General features: G+C 70.9%; 17 protein-coding genes and 2 pseudogenes. 11 read left to right on the top strand and 8 right to left on the bottom strand.

Going from position 1 to position 17,138, the window contains the following annotated elements; translation table 11 throughout:
* The first annotated feature begins 58 nt into the window (after positions 1-58).
* The 4 genes and pseudogenes from ACF08M_RS15530 (at position 59) to ACF08M_RS15515 (ending at position 2,395) form a co-directional block, all read left to right on the top strand.
* Positions 59-895, top strand: coding sequence for a DeoR/GlpR family DNA-binding transcription regulator (locus ACF08M_RS15530; protein ID WP_392185774.1), 837 nt, complete (start codon positions 59-61; stop codon positions 893-895).
* Between the two features lie 19 nt (positions 896-914).
* Positions 915-1,361 (top strand): SRPBCC family protein, encoded by a 447-nt coding sequence (locus tag ACF08M_RS15525; protein ID WP_392185773.1) that lies wholly within the window; start codon positions 915-917, stop codon positions 1,359-1,361.
* A 46-nt stretch (positions 1,362-1,407) separates the two neighbouring features.
* Positions 1,408-1,824: pseudogene (locus ACF08M_RS15520) on the top strand (DUF2867 domain-containing protein); the annotation flags it as partial.
* A 91-nt stretch (positions 1,825-1,915) separates the two neighbouring features.
* Positions 1,916-2,395, top strand: a complete 480-nt coding sequence (locus ACF08M_RS15515; RefSeq protein WP_392185772.1) for an SRPBCC family protein — start codon at positions 1,916-1,918, stop codon at positions 2,393-2,395.
* A gap of 118 nt (positions 2,396-2,513) precedes the next feature.
* Here ACF08M_RS15515 and ACF08M_RS15510 read toward each other — a convergent pair whose 3' ends face one another.
* Positions 2,514-3,647 (bottom strand): PLP-dependent cysteine synthase family protein, encoded by a 1,134-nt coding sequence (locus tag ACF08M_RS15510; RefSeq protein WP_392185771.1) that lies wholly within the window; start codon positions 3,645-3,647, stop codon positions 2,514-2,516.
* Between the two features lie 208 nt (positions 3,648-3,855).
* On the opposite strand from ACF08M_RS15510, the gene ACF08M_RS15505 reads away from it, so the two are divergent.
* Both ACF08M_RS15505 and ACF08M_RS15500 read left to right on the top strand, forming a co-directional pair.
* Positions 3,856-4,173 (top strand): hypothetical protein, encoded by a 318-nt coding sequence (locus ACF08M_RS15505; protein ID WP_392185770.1) that lies wholly within the window; start codon positions 3,856-3,858, stop codon positions 4,171-4,173.
* A gap of 188 nt (positions 4,174-4,361) precedes the next feature.
* Positions 4,362-4,886 carry an ATP-binding protein gene (locus ACF08M_RS15500; protein WP_392185769.1) on the top strand — a complete coding sequence of 175 codons (525 nt, stop codon included), beginning with the start codon at positions 4,362-4,364 and terminating at the stop codon, positions 4,884-4,886.
* A gap of 204 nt (positions 4,887-5,090) precedes the next feature.
* On the opposite strand, the gene ACF08M_RS15495 is transcribed toward ACF08M_RS15500, so the two are convergent.
* The gene (locus ACF08M_RS15495; protein ID WP_392185768.1) at positions 5,091-6,305 is read right to left on the bottom strand and encodes an ROK family protein; all 1,215 of its coding nucleotides are present in this window, start codon (positions 6,303-6,305) and stop codon (positions 5,091-5,093) included.
* A 121-nt stretch (positions 6,306-6,426) separates the two neighbouring features.
* Between ACF08M_RS15495 and ACF08M_RS15490 the strand changes: the two genes are divergently transcribed.
* Together ACF08M_RS15490 and ACF08M_RS15485 are read left to right on the top strand one after the other, a co-directional pair.
* Positions 6,427-7,641, top strand: coding sequence for an MFS transporter (locus ACF08M_RS15490; RefSeq protein ID WP_392185767.1), 1,215 nt, complete (start codon positions 6,427-6,429; stop codon positions 7,639-7,641).
* A 76-nt stretch (positions 7,642-7,717) separates the two neighbouring features.
* Entirely contained in the window at positions 7,718-8,107 is a 390-nt protein-coding gene (locus ACF08M_RS15485) for a hypothetical protein (protein WP_392185766.1), read from the top strand.
* Between the two features lie 248 nt (positions 8,108-8,355).
* Here the strand turns inward: ACF08M_RS15485 and ACF08M_RS15480 are convergent, their stop codons facing one another.
* The 3 genes from ACF08M_RS15480 to ACF08M_RS15470 all read right to left on the bottom strand — a co-directional run bounded on the left by ACF08M_RS15480 (position 8,356) and on the right by ACF08M_RS15470 (position 11,250).
* Positions 8,356-9,021 carry a response regulator gene (locus ACF08M_RS15480; RefSeq protein WP_392185765.1) on the bottom strand — a complete coding sequence of 222 codons (666 nt, stop codon included), beginning with the start codon at positions 9,019-9,021 and terminating at the stop codon, positions 8,356-8,358.
* The gene (locus tag ACF08M_RS15475) at positions 9,018-10,259 is read right to left on the bottom strand and encodes a sensor histidine kinase (RefSeq protein WP_392185764.1); all 1,242 of its coding nucleotides are present in this window, start codon (positions 10,257-10,259) and stop codon (positions 9,018-9,020) included. Before ACF08M_RS15475 ends, ACF08M_RS15480 begins: the two co-directional genes overlap by 4 nt.
* A gap of 238 nt (positions 10,260-10,497) precedes the next feature.
* Positions 10,498-11,250 carry a TetR/AcrR family transcriptional regulator gene (locus ACF08M_RS15470; RefSeq protein ID WP_392185763.1) on the bottom strand — a complete coding sequence of 251 codons (753 nt, stop codon included), beginning with the start codon at positions 11,248-11,250 and terminating at the stop codon, positions 10,498-10,500.
* Between the two features lie 128 nt (positions 11,251-11,378).
* Between ACF08M_RS15470 and ACF08M_RS15465 the strand changes: the two genes are divergently transcribed.
* A complete protein-coding gene (locus ACF08M_RS15465) occupies positions 11,379-11,831 on the top strand; it encodes a nitroreductase family deazaflavin-dependent oxidoreductase (protein ID WP_392185762.1) in 453 nt (150 codons plus the stop codon).
* 75 nt (positions 11,832-11,906) lie between these two features.
* Here the strand turns inward: ACF08M_RS15465 and ACF08M_RS15460 are convergent, their stop codons facing one another.
* On the bottom strand, positions 11,907-13,121 hold the full coding sequence (locus tag ACF08M_RS15460; protein ID WP_392185761.1) for a geranylgeranyl reductase family protein: 1,215 nt from the start codon (positions 13,119-13,121) through the stop codon (positions 11,907-11,909).
* Positions 13,122-13,304: 183 nt separating this feature from the next.
* Between ACF08M_RS15460 and ACF08M_RS15455 the strand changes: the two genes are divergently transcribed.
* Positions 13,305-14,669 carry a dipeptidase gene (locus ACF08M_RS15455; RefSeq protein WP_392185760.1) on the top strand — a complete coding sequence of 455 codons (1,365 nt, stop codon included), beginning with the start codon at positions 13,305-13,307 and terminating at the stop codon, positions 14,667-14,669.
* 93 nt (positions 14,670-14,762) lie between these two features.
* On the opposite strand, the gene ACF08M_RS15450 is transcribed toward ACF08M_RS15455, so the two are convergent.
* Entirely contained in the window at positions 14,763-15,800 is a 1,038-nt protein-coding gene (locus tag ACF08M_RS15450; RefSeq protein ID WP_392185759.1) for an NUDIX domain-containing protein, read from the bottom strand.
* Positions 15,797-16,102 carry a hypothetical protein gene (locus tag ACF08M_RS15445; RefSeq protein WP_392185758.1) on the bottom strand — a complete coding sequence of 102 codons (306 nt, stop codon included), beginning with the start codon at positions 16,100-16,102 and terminating at the stop codon, positions 15,797-15,799. Before ACF08M_RS15445 ends, ACF08M_RS15450 begins: the two co-directional genes overlap by 4 nt.
* 41 nt (positions 16,103-16,143) lie before the next feature.
* On the opposite strand from ACF08M_RS15445, the pseudogene ACF08M_RS15440 reads away from it, so the two are divergent.
* Positions 16,144-16,949, top strand: a pseudogene (locus ACF08M_RS15440) (IS110 family transposase); the annotation flags it as partial.
* Positions 16,950-17,138 lie beyond the last annotated feature (189 nt).

Below are 17,138 nucleotides of genomic sequence, written 5' to 3'. Positions count from 1 at the left end.
CAGGATGACCCCGTTCGAAGAGACTGTCGCACGGCCAGAGGGAAGGACCGGACCGGCGTTGAGCGAGAATCAGAACCTGCTCGCGGAGCAGCGGCGCGCCCTGATCCTCGACGAGGTACGCAGGCGTGGCGGGGTCCGGGTCAATGAACTCACCCGCAGGCTGAACGTCTCGGACATGACCGTCCGCCGGGATCTGGACGCGCTGGCCCGCCAGGGTGTGATCGAGAAGGTGCACGGCGGGGCCGTTCCGGTGGTCGAGGCCAGTACGCACGAGCCCGGTTTCGAGGCCAAGTCGGCACTGGAACTGACCGCCAAGGAGGACATCGCGCGGGTGGCCGCGGGCATGGCGGTACCCGGCAGCGCCATCGCGCTCTCCGGCGGTACGACGACGTACGCGCTCGCCCAGCAGCTGCTGGACGTACCGGATCTGACGGTGGTGACCAACTCGGTGCGGGTCGCCGATGTGTTCCACTCCGCGCAGCGGCCGGGGGCCGCGGGCGGGGCGCGGACCGGGGCCGCCACGGTGGTGCTCACCGGTGGCGTGCGGACGCCGTCGGACTCCCTGGTCGGCCCGGTCGCGGATCAGGCGATCGCCTCGCTCCACTTCGATGTGCTGTTCCTCGGTGTTCACGGGATCTCGGTGGAGGCCGGGCTCTCCACGCCGAATCTGGCGGAGGCCGAGACCAACCGGCGTTTCGTCCAGTCGGCGCGGCGTGTGGTCGTGGTGGCGGACCACACCAAGTGGGGCACGGTGGGCCTGAGTTCGTTCGCGGCACTGGAGCAGGTGGACACGTTCGTCACGGACGCGGGTCTGTCGGCCGCCGCCCGCGAGGAGATCGAGGAACATCTGCCCGGCCTGCTGGTGGCGGGCCGGATCACGGACGACGCCTCCTGACGGCCCGGGGGATCACGCCGTGGCCGTCTTCCGGGTCGAGCGCTTCACGCCCTTGCCCGCAGCCGAGTGCTGGCGCCGGGTGACGGACTGGGAACGGCACGCCGCGCATGTACCGCTGACCAGGATCACCGTACCCACGGGGCTGCCGACCGGGGCGGGGACCGTCTTCGTGGCACGCACGGGTGTGGGGCCGTTGAGGTTCGACGATCCGATGGAAGTGGTGCGCTGGACCCCGCCCGCCGCCGGGCGCGCGGGGATGTGCCGACTGGAGAAACGCGGTTCGCTGGTGCGGGGCCGGGCGTCGATCGATGTGTATCCGACGGATTCCGGATCCCATGTGGTGTGGGTGGAGGAGCTGAGTGTCCGGCTGCTGCCGCGGTGGGCCGATCCAATGATCTGCACAGCGGGCCGCCGCGTCTTCGGCCGGGTGCTCGACGGCATGCTGGACCGTCCGGCCAGGACGTAGCCGCAGCGTCGCCGCGCGCGGCGGGGTGGCTCGCGTGCCGCCGTTCGGATCCCTCCGACGGGCCCTGGGGGGGCTTTCCGGTGGAAGAGTCGGACGGGTGACCGAATCCTCCGGTGGTACGCGGCTGCGGTGTCTGGTGACCGGTGCCTCCGGGTACATCGGCGGCAGGCTGGCGCCCGCACTTCTTTGGGACTTCCGGCGAGCGGAGGAGATCGTTCCGGGCGAGCTGCTGCGGCTGCGTGCCGAAATGCGACTGCCCGGTCGTGCCCGGCTCGAATGGTCGGTGGGCCGTGACGGGCGCGGCCGGACGGTCTGCCGGCAGCGGGCCCTGTTCCGTCCGCGCGGACTTCCCGGCCCCGCCTACTGGTGGAGTATGCGGCCGTTCCACGCGGTGGTGTTCGGCGGAATGGTGCGCAACATCACCGCGGCCGCACGGACGGTCCCGCAACGCCCGGCCACATGACTTCCGTACGAACAAAGACATCTGATGGTTCGACAGCTATGGTGTGCGCGACTCCGTACACCGCCGGCCGACCGCACGGGAGGTGCGATCCATGGCACGCCGACTCCGTTCCGTGGACCTCGATTTCATCGAGTCCGCCCCACTGCGACTGGTCTTCACCGCCGAGGTGCGCGCGCATCCCGAGACGGTCTACCGTGCGCTCGCCGACGATGTGGCGGGCTGGCCCAGCTGGTTCACCTCGGTGACAGCGGCCCGCCCGACCGAGGACGGCGCGGGCCGCGAGGTCCGGATCAGGGGCGGCACGGTGCTGCGCGAGTCGATCCTCGCGGCGGACCCCGGCGAGCGGTACACCTATCGGGTCGACGAGTCCAGCACCCCTGGCCCGAAAGCCCTGCTGGAGGAGTGGCGGCTCACTCCGGCCGGGACCGGGACGCGGGTGCGGTGGACGTTCGCCGCCGACGGTTCCGCGGCCTTCCGGTTCGCCCTGCGGCTGGGCCGGCCGGGGATGGGCCGGGCGTTCCGGGAGGCGGTGCGCAATCTCGACCGGCGGCTGGGCGGGGCCGCGGCCTGAGAGCCTGTCGGGTGACCTCTGATCGGGCGGCCACGCCCTGGCACGCACGCTTCCCGATCGAAGGTCACCCGACAGGCTCTGAGCCCGGCCGCGGGGCGCGCGCCGGATCGCGTCCGCGCTATCCGGGCCAGTTGCCGCTGCTCAGGAAGGCGTCGATGGTCCGTGTGTACGGGGCGATGTCCAGGCCCTGTTCGGCGAGCCAGCTGTCGGAGTAGTACTTGTCGAGGTAGCGGTCGCCCGGGTCGCAGATCAGGGTGACGATGCTGCCCGTGCTGCCCTGTTCGACCATCTCCGCGACCAGTTTGAACGCACTCCACAGCCCGGTGCCGGTGGAGCCGCCCGCCTTCCGGCCGATGGCCTTCTCCAGGGCGCGCACGGCCGCGACGGTGGCCGCGTCCGGCACCTTCATCATCCGGTCGATGGCACCGGGCACGAAGCTCGGCTCCATCCGGGGCCTGCCGATGCCCTCGATCCGGGAGCCGCAGTCACTGGTGGCCAGGAGGTCGTGGTGGGTCCAGCCGTCGAAGAAACAGGAGTTCTCCGGGTCGGGCACGCAGATTCGGGTGTCGAACTGCATGTAGTGCACATAGCGGGCGATGGTCGCCGAGGTGCCGCCGGTTCCGGCCGTGGCGACGATCCACGTCGGCTCCGGGTAGCGCTCCAGCCTCAGCTGCTGGTAGATCGACTCGGCGATGTTGTTGTTGCCGCGCCAGTCGGTCGCCCGTTCGGCGTAGGTGAACTGGTCCATGTAGTGACCGCCGGTGCCGGCGGCGAGCGTGGCCGACTCCTCGTACAGCTTCCGCGAGTCGTCGACGAAGTGGCAGCGACCGCCGTGGAACTCGATCAGGCGGCACTTCTCGGGGCTGGTCGTGCGGGGCATCACGGCGATGAACGGCACACCGATCAGCTTGGCGAAGTATGCCTCGGAGACGGCCGTCGAACCGCTGGACGCCTCGATCACCGGCCTGCCCGGCCGGATCCAGCCGTTGCAGAGCCCGTAGAGGAAGAGCGAGCGGGCCAGCCGGTGCTTGAGGCTGCCGGTGGGGTGCGTCGACTCGTCCTTGAGGTAGAGGTCGATGCCCCAGGCCTCCGGCAGCGGGAAGCGCAGCAGATGGGTGTCGGCGGAACGGTTGGCGTCGGCCTGGACCTTACGGACGGCCTCCTTGAGCCAGGCCCGGTACTCGGGGTCGGAACGGTCGACGTCGATGGTCGCCGCGGACCGGCCTTCGTCTGTGTGCTCACTGTGGCCCATCAACGCGTTCCTCCTCGTATTCACCGGACTCTCCGCCGTCAACGATATTCCCCCTACCTGCAGAAACGTTCACTTTGATGTTCCATAGCCGAGCCTTGGCCCGGACGGCCAAAACGGTCGCCGGATTGCTCCCGGACGCGGCCTGGCGTGCCGGTGCCGACTTGTGCAGACTGCCCATCAGAAGCATTCCGAAGGGGGCGAAGCAGTCATGCCGGAAACCGAGTTCAGTGCGACGGGGGTACGGATCGAGCGGTGGGCCCGCTCGCTCACGAGGGCCGGGCAGGTGATCGTCAAGGACGGAAGGCTGGCCCTGCTGACCAGTTACGGACGGGAGATCGACAGCGCCCCGGTGGCGGCGGTGAGCGCGGGCAGGCCGTGGTTCGCCGGAGGCGGGGCGGCCGTGGCGCGCTTCAACGGGACGCGGTACCGGCTGACGATGGGGCAGCGCAATCACGGTCCGGACACGGCCGGACCGACCAGGAAATTCCTCGAAACGCTGCACAGCGCCGGCGGCCGCATGATCTGACGGAGTGGCGCGGCCGGAGCATCGCAAGTTGCGAAGCCTCCTCCCCTGAGCGACATTGGTCACACATCACTCATGGTTCACCGGCTGTGACACTGCGATCCGCCACTGCCGGTCGGGAATCAGCAGCCGGCCATCTGCTGGATCCGTCCCTCCGTCTTCTTCCGGACCTATTTCGGGGAGTCGCAGCCGTGATCAGCGAGCCAAGCAGGCACTGCACGGTGGAGCTCCAGGCCCTGCCGTCGCGGATCGGTCAGGTCCGCAGAATCGTTTCGGCGCAGTTGCGCTACTGGCATCTCGATCCGTTGATCGACCATGCGGCGCTCGGCGTCACCGAACTGCTGACCAATGTCCACCGGCATGCCCAGCCGGACAAGTCGTGCACCGTCGAGATAGAGCTGCTGCTCGAACGGCTGACGGTGTCCGTCCACGACCACGACCCACGGCTGCCCACCGTGCGCGAGCCCAGCGCGTCCAGCACCTCGGGGCGCGGGCTCGCGCTGATCGCCGCGGTCAGCGAGAGCTGGGGCGTCCGCCCGGCGGGCGGGGCCGGCAAGGCCGTCTGGTTCACCCTTCCGGCCCCTCCTCCCCTGTTCACCACGCAGCCGCCGCACTCGGTGTACGGGGCGACCACGGACGGGCCTTTCGAGCCGGACGCCGTCACGTACCTGGAGAGCCGTACGCCCTCCGTCGCCCGGTCGGCAGTGGTCGGGTAACGGGAACAGGGGAGCGGGGTGCCGGACGGCGCCCCGCTCCCCCTCTTTCGTGCGGTACTCGGCGGCGAACTCGCGGAGCACGTCCGGCCGAGCCGCCCGACGGGCCGGCCGCCACCCCGCCGGCGCCTTTCACCGCGGGCATTCACCCGGAGGAAGCCGGGCCCCTCCGACGACCGAGGAGAGCGCGGCCGCCCATGGCCCTCGTCACCCGAGCGCGGCCAGCGGATCGTCCAGCACCGGCTGCCAGGCCAGCTCCGCCGCGCCCACCAGGCTGTTGTGGTCGAGAGTGCACGGCAGGATCGGCACACTGCCGCTGCGCCCCCACAGGCTGCGGTCGGCCACCACCGCGCGCAGCCGCTCCGGATCCGCGTCGAGCAGGGCCCGGTGCAGCCCGCCGAGGATGATGCGGTCCGGGTTGAGGATGTTGACCAGCCCTGCGAGCCCGAGGCCGAGCCGGTCGATCAGTTCCTCGGCCGCGCCCCGTACGGCCGCGTCCTCGTACTCCGTGCGCAGCAGATCACCTGCCTGCTTGAGCAGCGACTCCTCCGGACCGGGTTCGCGACGGGCGGCGGTCAGGAAGGCGAGCGGGTCCGTCTCGACGTCCAGGCAGCCACGACCGCCGCAGTGGCACGGGCGGCCCTCGGGATGCACCGTGAGATGGCCGACCTCCAGCGCGAGTCCCGAACTCCCGGTGTGCAGACGGCCGTCGACGACCAGCGCACCGCCCACGCCGCGGTGGCCGGTGGCCACACAGAGCAGATGCTGGGCGCCGCGCCCGGCACCGTGCCGGTGTTCGGCGAGCGCCGCGAGGTTGACGTCGTTCCCGGTGAACGCGGGTCCGGGGATGCCTGCTTCCCGTACATGCGCGGCGAAGATCTCACGCACCGGGGCGCCCGCGGGCCAGGCGATGTGCAGCGGGTTGAGCGCGTTGCCCTCCGGTTCGGCGACCGCGGACGGCACGGCGAGGCCCGCACCGACGCAGCGCAGTCCACTGTCCCGCAGCAACCGGGCACAGGCGTCGACCACATCACCGATGACCTGCGCCGGGTCCGCGGTGACGGCGGCGCAGCTCGGGGTGGTGGCGACGAGCCGCCCGCCGAGCCCGACGAGCGCGGCCCGGAACCCGTCGGCGTGCACCTGCGCGGCGATGGCGACGGGCCCGGACTCCCGGATGGCCAGCCGGTGCGACGGGCGGCCCTGCGAGCCCGCGGCCGAGCCCGGCCGGGAGTCGACGCGGATCAGGCCGAGTGCCTCCAGCTCCGCGGCGACCGCACCGGCCGTCGCGCGGGTGACCCCGAGCTCGGAGGTGAGGACGGCGCGAGTGGGCGCGCGTCCGGTGTGGACCAGTTCCAGCGCGGGTCCGAGCGCGCTGCGGCCCCTCTCCAACTTTGTCCGGGTGGTGGTCCCCTTGCCGTTCATGGGGGCGAGTCTCCCATGATCCGCGGGTGCCGCCGACGCCCCGGTGGCGCACTTGTACCCCTTGCGGCCGCTACGGACAACCGTCTTGCGCCCGTTGTCCGGACGCCCCTATGCTGAGTTTGTGCCGCAACTAAACAAATTGCGGACGGCACTGCCGGGGGGACCGGGCGGAAACACCGCGCCACCTTCGTCGGCCCGCCTCCGTACCGCGCTGACCGTGTTCTTCGCCCTCGACGGCTTCCTCTTCGCCGGCTGGGTGGTCCGTATCCCGGCCATCAAGCACCAGACCGGTGCCTCGGCCTCCACCCTGGGCCTCGCCCTGCTCGGCGTGTCCGCCGGGGCCGTGGTGACCATGATGTTCACCGGCCGGCTGTGCCGGCGCTTCGGCAGCCATCCGGTGACCGTGGTCTGCGCCGTCCTTCTCTCCCTGAGCATCGCCCTGCCCGCGCAGACGCATTCGGCGCTCGCGCTCGGTCTGGTGCTGCTCGTCTTCGGCGCCGCGTACGGCGGGGCGAACGTGGCGATGAACAGCGCGGCGGTCGATCTGGTCGCCGCCCTGCGGCGTCCCGTGATGCCCGGCTTCCACGCCGCGTTCAGCCTCGGCGGAATGGTCGGCGCCGGGCTCGGCGGGCTGGTCGCGGGCGGCCTCTCCCCCGCCACGCACCTGTTCGTCCTCACCGGGGCCGGACTCCTGGTCACCGCGGCGGCCGGACCGGTACTGCTGCGCCACCCGGCGCCGAGGTCCGCATCCACGGCCGACGACGCAGGAAGGCCGCAGGGGCCGGGCGGGCGGGCCCGCCGCATGGTGCTGCTGTTCGGCGTGATCGCGCTCTGCACCGCGTACGGGGAAGGTGCGCTGGCCGACTGGGGCGCCCTCCATCTGGAGCAGGACCTGCACGCCCACCCGGGCGTCGCCGCCGCCGGTTACTCCCTGTTCGCGCTGGCCATGACGGCCGGTCGGCTCAGCGGCACCGCGCTGCTCGAACGACTCGGCCAGACCCGGACCCTCGTCGCGGGCGGCGTGACGGCCGCCGCCGGGATGCTGCTGGGCTCACTCGCCCCGACCACCTGGTCGGCACTTCTCGGTTTCGCCGTCACCGGTCTCGGTCTGGCCAATATCTTCCCTGTCGCGGTCGGCCGGGCTGGTGAGCTGGCCGGGCCCGGCGGGGTGGCCGCCGCGTCGACGCTCGGCTACGGCGGGATGCTGCTCGGACCGCCCGCGATCGGCTTCCTGGCCGACTGGTTCTCCCTGCCCGTGGCCCTCACCACGGTGGCGCTGCTGGCCATCGCGGCCGCCGCGCTGGGTTACGGAGCACGCAACGCGGCGCACGCCTGAGAGAGCGGCCGGCCGCGCCGCGGAGACACCCGGACTCACCCTGCCCCGGAGCCCCTGCGCCGGCACAGTCAGCGCCATGGAGATCTCGGATCACATCAATACCCCGGCCGCCGAGGGGCAGCTGCCGGCTGCCGCCGCGCGGGAAGCCGGAACAGGTGCGCCCGTGCCGACCTGTCCGGACCGGCCGGTACGCGATCTGCTCCGGCACACCGGCAAGGTCCATCGCTGGGCAACAGCCTTCGCCGTCGAGGGCCACACCTCGTACCACCCGGACGGCAAGGAACCCGATCTGGACGGGCCGCAGTTGCCCGACTGGTTCCGGGCGGGCCACGGCCTCCGGGTCGCCACGGCGGAGGAGCTCCGTCTGACGCTCTGGACTCGGCTGCCGCTCACGGCGGTCACCGTGACAGGTGCCCCGGAGCCGGCCCGGCTCCGGGGCGAGAACTCCGGAGTCACCTGGTCCTGACGGGCGGTCCGGAGCGGGCACGGCACCGGACGAGACGCTCAGCCCACCGGCCCGTGCAGCACGCCGTGCTGGTCGCCGCGACGGCGAGGGACCGGTCCGCCGCGGCCGAGGCATCCGCCGCTCAGAAGGTGTCCCTGCGCGACTGACCACCTGTCGAGGGGGAACGTGCGGTGGCCGACGGGGAGTTCCCGCCCGTCGGCCACCGCACGCGAGAACATCGGACATGGGTCGGCGGAGCCGTGGCCCGGTCAGCCGAGCCAGCCGGGGCGTACGAGCCCCGATTCGTAGGCGAACACGACCAGCTGGGCCCGGTCGCGGGCGCCGAGCTTCACCATGGTGCGGCTGACGTGGGTCTTGGCGGTCAGCGGGCTGACAACCAGCCGGCGGGCGATCTCGTCGTTGGACAGCCCGATGCCGACGAGTGCCATCACCTCCCTTTCCCGATCGGTGAGTTCACTCGGCCCGGCGGCCACCGCAGGCTCCTTGGACCGGGCCGCGAACTCGGCGATCAACCGGCGGGTGACCCCCGGCGAGAGCAGGGCGTCGCCGGCCACCACGGCACGTACCGCCCGCAGCAGCTCCTCCGGTTCGGTGTCCTTGACGAGGAAGCCGGACGCGCCGGAGCGGATCGCCTCGAAGACGTATTCGTCGAGCTCGAAGGTGGTGAGCATGACGACCTTCACGTCGCCCAGTCCGGCGTCCCCGGTGATGGCCCGGGTGGCTGCGAGGCCGTCGAGGCGCGGCATCCGGATGTCCATCAGCACGGCGTCCGGCCGCAGTTCGCACACCTTGCGTACGGCCTCCTCGCCGTCGGCGGCCTCCCCCGCCACCTCGATGTCGGGCTGGGCGTCCAGCAGGGCCCGGAAGCCTGCCCGTACCAGCAGCTGGTCATCGGCGAGCAGTACGCGGATCACGGTGTCTCCTCCTCGTGCGCGGCCGGGCCGGGTGCGCCGGACAGCAGCGGAAGCTCGGCCAGCACCCGGAAGCCGCCGCCGGCCCGGGGCCCGGCCCCGATCGTGCCACCGAGTGCGGCGGCCCGCTCCCGCATGCCCGCCAGCCCGTTCCCGCTGCCGCCGGCGTCGTTACCGGTGGCGGGGCCCTCGTCGTCGATACGGAGCCGGATGCGGCCGGGCTCGTAACCGATACAGACCTGCGCGGTGCGCGATCCGGAGTGCCGGACCACGTTCGTCAGGGCTTCCTGCACGATCCGGAACGCGGCGAGATCCGCTCCCGGCGGTACGTCACGCCGCTCCCCGTCGGTCCTGGTGGTGACGGTCAGTCCGGCGCTCGCGGCCTGTTCGACGAGCTCGGGGAGCCGGTCGATGCCGGGGGCCGGGGTCCGGGGGGCGTCCCCGGGGGTGCGCAGGGTGTCCAGGACCTGACGGACCTCGCCCAGCGCCTCCTTGCTGGCGGCCTTGATGGTGGTGAGGGCGGTACGGGCCTGCTCGGGGTCGGAGTCGAGCAGCGCGAGCCCGACGCTCGACTGGACGTTGATGACGGAGATGCTGTGGGCCAGGACGTCATGGAGTTCGCGCGCCATCCGCAGACGCTCCTCATCCGCCCGGCGCTTCTCGGCGGCTTTCCGCTCCGCGCGCCGGTCCGCCCACTGCTCACGGCGTACCCGTACGAACTCTGCGGCGGCGACGATGGCCACCGCCCAAGCGGCGATGCCCAGTTCCTGCCCCCAGGACGCGGCGTGGTCGCCGGAGGGCGGCAGCCGGCGATAGAGCCAGTGGACCACCAGGACGTGCCCCAGCCACACCATGCCGACAGCCGTCCAGGCCGCCCGCCGGTGCCCGGCGACCACAGCTCTGAAGCAGCCCACGGCGACGGCCAGGAAGACCGGCCCGTACGGGTACCCGGCCGCCAGATAGACCATCGCCGCGGCCGAACTCCCGAAGACGGCCGCCACGGGGTGGCGGTGGCGCAGCAGAAGCACGGCAACGGCCAGGAGGAGCAGCAGCCGCGCGAAGAGGTCCAGCGGCGCCCGCTCGCCCATCTGGCTCCGGGCCGCGATGGTCGAACCGATCACGACGACGGCGCCGAGCAGGACCGTCGACGGCCAGGGCAGCCGGGAGGCGGAGTGACCCGATGCCGCCGTCAGCCACCGCGGCGGCTCGCCGTGGCCCCGGTGTGAGCGTTGCTCTTCCATGGCGGCCACGCTAAGGGCTGTCCCGTAATCCCTGGTGGATCAGCGCGCGGCGTCAGATGCGGTGCATCGCAAGGCGGAGGGACGTCCGCATACTGGATGTATTCGGACGTTCCGACAACGCGGCGAGGATGGGGCCTCCCCTGCTCGAGCGCAACCGAGAGCTTGGGGAAGTAACAGTCGTCGTGCGCCCGCCAGGGATTACGGGACAGCCCTTAGACGGCGGTCCGTGGCGCAGGCGTCAGCCCGGCGTGGTGACTGCCCGTACTCCCTGTGGAGTACGGCGTACGGGGGGCGCAGGATGATGGAGCCCGACCGTGCGGGCCAGCTCGGTGACCGCCTGCCGGAAGAAGAGCTCGCGTGCCTCGACCACCCGGTTGAACTGGCCGAAGACCTCGAAGGAGACCAGCCCGAACACCTGCGACCAGGCGGCGATCAACGGGACGGCGACGCCCGGAGGGAGGCCGGGGGTGAAGTCGGCGACCATCCGCTCGGCCTCGGGGCGCAGCTCGTCGATGAGCGGCGGCACGGCGAGGCCGTCCGTGCGGTACGCCTCGCCGACGACGGCGATCAGGACGCGGCCGACACGGGCGGCAGGGCCGATCGTGGCCTGGGGGGCGGTGTAACCCGGCACGGGCGAGCCGTAGATCAGGGCGTACTCATGGGGGTGCGCGAGGGCCCAGTCGCGCACGGCGCAGGCGACGGCGGTCCAGCGTGCGAGGTGGGGGGCTGCGTTGGCGACAGCAGCCCGATGGGCGGCCTCGGCGGTCTCGCCCACGGAGTCGTACGCGTCGACGATCAGGGCTGTGAGCAGTTCGTCCCGGCTGGGAAAGTAGCGGTAGAGCGCGGAGGACGCCATACCGAGCTCCCGTGCGACGGCGCGCAGCGAGAGCTTCGCAGCACCCTCCGCCGCAAGCTGCTTCTTCGCCTCGTCCTTGATGGCGGCGGTGACCTCGATGCGGGCCCGCTCCCTGGCTCCTCGGACAGCACTCATGGTCTTCAGTCTGCCACGGGTGAAGAGCGCCGATCAATAACGAGAGCACCGCTCTTGCTTTTGAGCACCATTCGCGCGCACACTGATCTCAAGCGAGAGCACCGCTCTCAAATTTTCGAGGAGTCGCCATGTCTCAGCCGTACTACCTTCAGGGCAACGCCTTCAATATCCGGCTGAACAGCGTCATCGGCTGGCTCGCCCGGCGCGGCGTCAGCCTTCTCGGCACGGCCGAGTTGTCGGTGCGCGGCCGCAGGAGCGGTCAGATGCAGCGCATCCCCGTCAACCCGCACACCCACGAGGGAGCGCAGTACCTGGTTTCCGCGCGTGGCCATTCCCAGTGGGTGCGCAACATGAGGGTGGCCGGTGGTGGCGAACTGCGGGTGGGCCGGAGGATCCGCGCCTTCACGGCCACGGAGATCGCGGACGACGCCCGGAAGGCGCTGATCCTCCGCGCCTACCTGGAACGATGGGGCTGGGAGGTCAACCAGTACTTCCAGGGCATCACGGCGAAGTCCACGGACGCCGAACTCCTGGCCGCCTGCCCGGACCACCCCGTCTTCCGGATCGCCGTCGAGGGCTGACCGCCCGGCCGCTCCCGTCCTCGACGGCACCCGCCCCGCCCTTCGACGGCATCCCTCCCTGGACGGCGCCAGGTCCTAACGGTCCATCGCCGAGAGCGCCCGCTGTGCCAGCGGATGCGTACGGACCAGCTCGGCCAGCGAGGTCGTCCCCCGGGTGACCCCGGCGAACGCGTTCCAGGCCGGGCGGAACCCCGTCAGTACCGCGTGCAGCACCCCGGGCCGACGCTCGAACAGCTTCAGCATGCGCCGCCCGACGCCCATTTCGACCCCCAGGCCGGCCTTGATGGCGAAGGCGTAGTTCAGCGCCTGGCGCCGGGCGTCCACCGCATCGTGCGACTCCGCGATCCGGACCGCCCACTCACCGGCGAGCCGCCCCGACCGCAGCGCGAAGGAAATGCCCTCGCGGGTCCACGGCTCCAGCAGCCCCGCCGCATCGCCGCACACCAGCACCCGCCCGCGCGACAGCGGCGAGTCGTCGCTGCGGCAGCGCGTCAGATGCCCGGAGGAGATCTTCGGCTCGAACCCGGCAAGACCGAGCCGGGCGATGAAATCCTCCAAGTAGCGCTTGGTCCCCGCCCCGTCACCCCGCGCCGAGATCACGCCGACGGTGAGGACATCGCCCTTGGGGAACACCCAGCCGTAACTGCCGGGCATGGGGCCCCAGTCGATGAGCACCCGCCCCGCCCAGTCCTCCGCGACCGTCGCCGGAACCGGGATCTCCGCCTCCAGACCGAGATCCACCTGGTCGAGCTTCACCCCGACATGGGCTCCTATCCGCCCCGCGCTGCCGTCGGCACCGACGACCGCGCGGGCCAGGACCGTCTCGCCACCGGACAGCACCACGGCGACCGTGCGCCGGTCGGGTACCGCGGCGCCGTGCTGTTCGACCCTCGTCACCGTCACTCCGGTCCGGAGTTCGGCGCCCGCCTTCTGCGCCTCCTCGACCAGTCCCGCGTCGAACTCGGGGCGGTTGATGAGCCCGAAGAGCATCCGCTTGGAGCGCCGGGTGCGTGCCAGCCTGCCGTTGAGCGAGAACGTGACCGCGTGGATCCGGTCCCGCAACGGCAGTTCGAATCCAGGTGGCAGCGAATCACGCGAAAACCCGATGATGCCGCCGCCACACGTCTTGTAGCGGGGCAGTTCCGCCTTTTCGAGGAGCAGTACCCGTCGGCCCGCGACCGCCGCCGCGTATGCCGCGGAAGCTCCGGCCGGTCCACCACCGACTACGACGACGTCCCACACGGACGACTCTTCGTGCTCATGCCCGGCGTCTGCGTTCTCGCTGCTCACGATGTGCTTCTGCTCCCGATCCCACCAATGGCCCATGCTGCTCACGGCATCCTACGGCGCGCCGCGCCCGGAACCCGCTGTGGGAGGATCGACCGCGCCTTCGGCCGCCATGCAACGCCGCACACTCGGTGTACATGTAGCCGGATTCGTACACATAACGTCGCACCCACGAGGAGCGTGCCCATGACCGCCCGTCCGATCTCCGAGACCATTGCCTCGCTGATGCCCCGCGCCAAGACGGAGCTGGCCGAGCTGGTGGCCTTCCAGTCGGTTGCGGATCCCGCGCAGTTCCCGAAGAGCGAGTGCGAGGCGGCCGCGAGCTGGGTCGCCGACGCGCTGCGCGCCGAGGACTTCCAGGATGTCGCCCTGCTCGACACGCCCGATGGCACGCAGTCGGTGTACGGCTGCCTGCCCGGCCCGGCCGGCGCCCCGACCGTACTGCTCTACGCGCACTACGACGTGCAGCCGCCGCTCGACGAGTCCGCCTGGCTCTCCCCTCCGTTCGAGCTGACGGAGCGGGACGGCCGCTGGTTCGGCCGCGGCTCGGCGGACTGCAAGGGCGGCTTCATCATGCACCTCCTCGCCCTGCGCGCCCTCAAGGCGAACGGCGGTGTCCCGGTCTCCGTCAAGGTCATCGCCGAGGGGTCCGAGGAACAGGGCACCGGCGGTCTGGAGCGGTACGCGGAGGCGCACCCCGAACTGCTGGCCGCCGACACGATCGTCATCGGCGACACCGGGAACTTCCGGGTCGGTCTGCCGACGGTCACCGCGACGCTGCGCGGCATGACGATGCTGCGCGTCACGCTCGACACCCTCGAAGGAAACCTGCACTCCGGACAGTTCGGCGGAGCCGCCCCGGACGCGCTGGCCGCGATGATCCAGCTGCTGGCGTCGCTGCGCGCCGAGGACGGCACCACGACCGTCGACGGGCTCGCCACCGACACCGAATGGGACGGACTTCAGTACCCGGAGGCCGAGTTCCGCAAGGACGCCAAGGTCCTCGACGGCGTCGGACTGATCGGCACGGGCACGGTCGCCGACCGGATCTGGGCCCGGCCCGCCGTCACCGTCATCGGTATCGACTGCCCGCCGGTGGTCGGCGCGACCCCCTCGCTCCAGGCGAGCGCACGGGCGCAGGTCAGCCTGCGCGTGCCGCCGGGCCAGGACACCGCCGCGGCGACCGAGCTGCTGACCGCCCATCTCGAGGCACACGCTCCCTGGGGAGCGAGGGTATCGGTGGAACAGGTCGGCCAGGGCCAGCCGTTCCGCGCCGACACCTCCAGCCCGGCCTACGCATCCATGGCGCAGGCCATGGAGGCCGCGTACCCCGGCGAGAAGATGCAGACGTCCGGCATGGGCGGCTCAATCCCCCTCTGCAACACCCTCGCCGCCCTCTACCCGGAGGCGGAGATCCTTCTGATCGGCCTGAGTGAGCCGGAAGCACAGATCCACGCGGTGAACGAGAGCGTGTCGCCCGAGGAGCTGGAGCGTCTGTCGCTGGCCGAGGCGCTGTTCCTGCGGAACTACGCGGAATCCAAAAAGATCTGACGCACCCCGTCACTGTCCACGCCGGCACCGGCCACGGCCTGCTTCGGGCACGGGCGATCCCCCGCCGCCGAAGCGGCCGCGGCGCTCCGCGCCTCAGCCGACCGGGACTCCGGCCTCCAGGTTGAGCACGGTCGACCGCTCCCGGGCGCGCAGCGCCCAGCACAGCCGTTCGTACCGGGTGGGAGGCAGCATGCCGGCCGCCTCCTTCTCGGTGACGAAGCGCCAGCCCCGCAGTTCCTGGCCGGGCAGAAGCAGCCGTTCGGCGTCCGCGCGGGGCAGCAGACCGCCGTCGAAGAGCAGCCGCAGTCCTCCGTAACCGGGGGGTTCCGGCGCTTCCCAGTCGATGACCAGCAGTTTCGGCACCCGGTCGAGGTGGATTCCTATCTCCTCGGCCACCTCGCGGATCCCGGCCCGGGCCGGTGCTTCGCCGGCCTCGACCACTCCGCCGGGAAACTCCCAGCCGGGCTTGTACGTCGGGTCGACAAGCAGTACCCGGTCGTGTTCGTCGAAGAGCAGCACGCCGGCCGCGACGGTCTCCGCGGTCGGCTCGGGTGTCTGCACGATCTCGCACGCGCCCGCCGCCCCGGTGCGGATCGCCTCGGCTATGTGCTCGGCCGTCTCGTACGGAGTGAGCGCGCTGGTGTCGATGGTGTGGGCGTCCCCGGAGAGCCAGCCGAGCGCCGCCCGGAAGGGCTCGATGTGCTCGTACGCCCACTGCCGGATGCGTTCGCTGTGCTCGGGGTCGTCGGCGAACTCCACCCGGTCGGCGATCCGTTTGCGCAGGATCGTTTCCTCAGGTGAGAGCAGGACATGGCGCACCGGAATGCGGCGGGAGGCGAGCCCTCCGAAGATCTCGTCGCGATACTCCTGCCGCAGCAGCGTCATCGGCACCACCAGCACCCCGGACACCTCGGCCAGCAGAGCCGCTGCGGTGTCCACCACCAGACGCCGCCAGATCGGCAGGTCCTGGAAATCCGTCACCTCGGCAAGTCTCTTCTGGGGCAGCAGATACCGCAGCCCCGCGCCGATCAGCTCGGGGTCGTAGAACGTGCTGTTCGGGATCAGGTCGACCAGCTCGCGCGCCGCGCTCGTCTTCCCCGCGCCGAACGCGCCGTTGATCCAGACGATCATTCGTACTCCAAGACAGGAAGGCCGCTGAACAGGGACGGAGCAGCATTGTGCAGGTCATCTGGGAGCGGCATGGGAAAAGGAGGCGTCCACAACCCCGCACCCACTACTTCTTTCTCCCATACGCGCTGAAGGTACTCCCCGATTCTCTCCTCCATCGCAACCGTCACCTCGCTGTACACGCCCTCCACACCCTGAAGCTCATGCCCCATTCGGGCCTCCACTGCCACGCGCGGCATGTCACCCGGCTCATCCAGCTTCGCCTTGTGCCAGTGCCGCAACCGGTAGATGTCCTGCCCTGCCATCTCCGAGACCGCCGGAAAGGTCACAGACGCCGCGGCTACGGCTTCCCAACAGCGAGTTGAAGTTGCGAGAGCTGTTCGAGAAGCTGCAGGCCAAGCACGGGACGGTGCTTGTGGTCGTTGACCAGCCGGCTTCTATCGGCGCCCTGCCCCTCGCGGTGGCCCGCGATGCGGGCTGCCAAGTGGCCTACCTTCCCGGGCTGACGATGCGGCGGACCGCCGATCTGTATCCGGGCGAGGCCAAGACCGATGCCCGTGACGCGTTCGTCATCGCCGACGCCGCCCGAGCGATGCCCCACACCCTGCGGACTGTCGATACCGCTGACGAGACGGTCGCAGAGCTGGCCGTGATCGTCGGGTCCGACGACGACCTGGCTGGCGAGTCCACCCGGATCGCCAACCGGCTCCGCGGCCTGCTCACCCAGATCCATCCGTCGCTGGAGCGGGTCCTGGGACCGCGCATCCAGCACCCGGCCGTGCTCGGAGTGCTGGACCAGTTCGGCTCACCCGCCCAGATCCGCAAGGCAGGAAGGCGACGACTGATCACGCTGATACGGCCAAAGGCTCCCGCATGGCAGAGCGACTGGTCGAGGACATCTTTGCCGCACTCGACGAGCAGACCGTCGTCGTCCCGGGCACCGACGCGGCCGCGCTGATCGTTCCCAGCCTCGCCAGTTCGCTACAAGCTGTCCTTGACCAGTGCAAACTCCTTGCCGCAAGAATCGAGGAACTCCTGGAAGCCCACCCTCTTTCCCAGGTCCTGATCTCGATGCCCGGCACCGGGATCAGGACCGCCGCCCGCATCCTCATCGACGTCCTCTTCGCCATGCTCCGCGACGGCACCTTCTACCAGCCGTCCACACCCGTCACGGCTTGACGAAAACCATAGAGGCACCTTTTGGAAGACCACCGTCATTCGATCGCGCGCACCATCGCCCGCTGCGCGGAAGCGGCACCAACCCTGTCCGCCCTCCACCGCCCCCAGGCTCGGATGAGCGAGTCGACGCCATCTCGGCCAGACGGTTGGGCGAACGCCGAT

It is taken from the genome of Streptomyces sp. NPDC015032 (assembly GCF_043080425.1).
Lineage (GTDB): Bacteria > Actinomycetota > Actinomycetes > Streptomycetales > Streptomycetaceae > Streptomyces.
The sequence above is the reverse complement of the archived record's forward strand: the minus strand, read 5'-3'. Positions and strand labels throughout refer to the sequence as shown.